This window comes from Mesorhizobium ciceri WSM4083 (genome assembly GCF_000519305.1).
GTDB classification, from domain to species: Bacteria; Pseudomonadota; Alphaproteobacteria; order Rhizobiales; family Rhizobiaceae; genus Mesorhizobium; species Mesorhizobium ciceri_B.
The window spans coordinates 1-462 of record NZ_KI912611.1 but is presented as its reverse complement, the minus strand read 5'-3'; the positions used below and the strand labels follow the sequence as shown (position 1 = coordinate 462).

General features: G+C 64.7%; 1 protein-coding gene. It reads left to right on the top strand.

Going from position 1 to position 462, the window contains the following annotated elements; translation table 11 throughout:
- The coding region (locus MESCI2_RS1000000138665; RefSeq protein ID WP_032901591.1) for a VCBS domain-containing protein at positions 1-462 on the top strand (462 nt) is incomplete at both ends.

Genomic DNA, 462 nt, shown 5'->3' with positions numbered 1-462 from the left:
CCGCCGTGCTCGGCATGCTGACGGTCTCGCCGACCTCATTGACGGCCAACCCGGGCGAAACCAACAATCTGGGCTGGACCTTCAATTCGGCGCCACAAGCCTTCGACTTCCTGGCTGTCGGTGAGACGCTGACGCTTACGTATACGATCAAGGCCGACGATGGGCACTCCGGTACGGACACCCAGACGGTCACGGTGACCATCACCGGCACCAACGATGCGGCGACGGTGAGCTCGGACTCGAAGTCCGTGAACGAAGGCAACACGGCGGCGGCGCTGAACACCAGCGGCCAGCTGACGATCACCGACCCTGACACGGGTGAAGCGCATGTGGTGGCGCAGACCAATGCGGCCGGCACCTATGGCGACTTCTCGATCGACGCCGACGGCGCCTGGACCTACACCGGCAACGACGCGCACGACGAACTGACCGCGGGTCAGGTGGTGAGCGACACCTTCACGG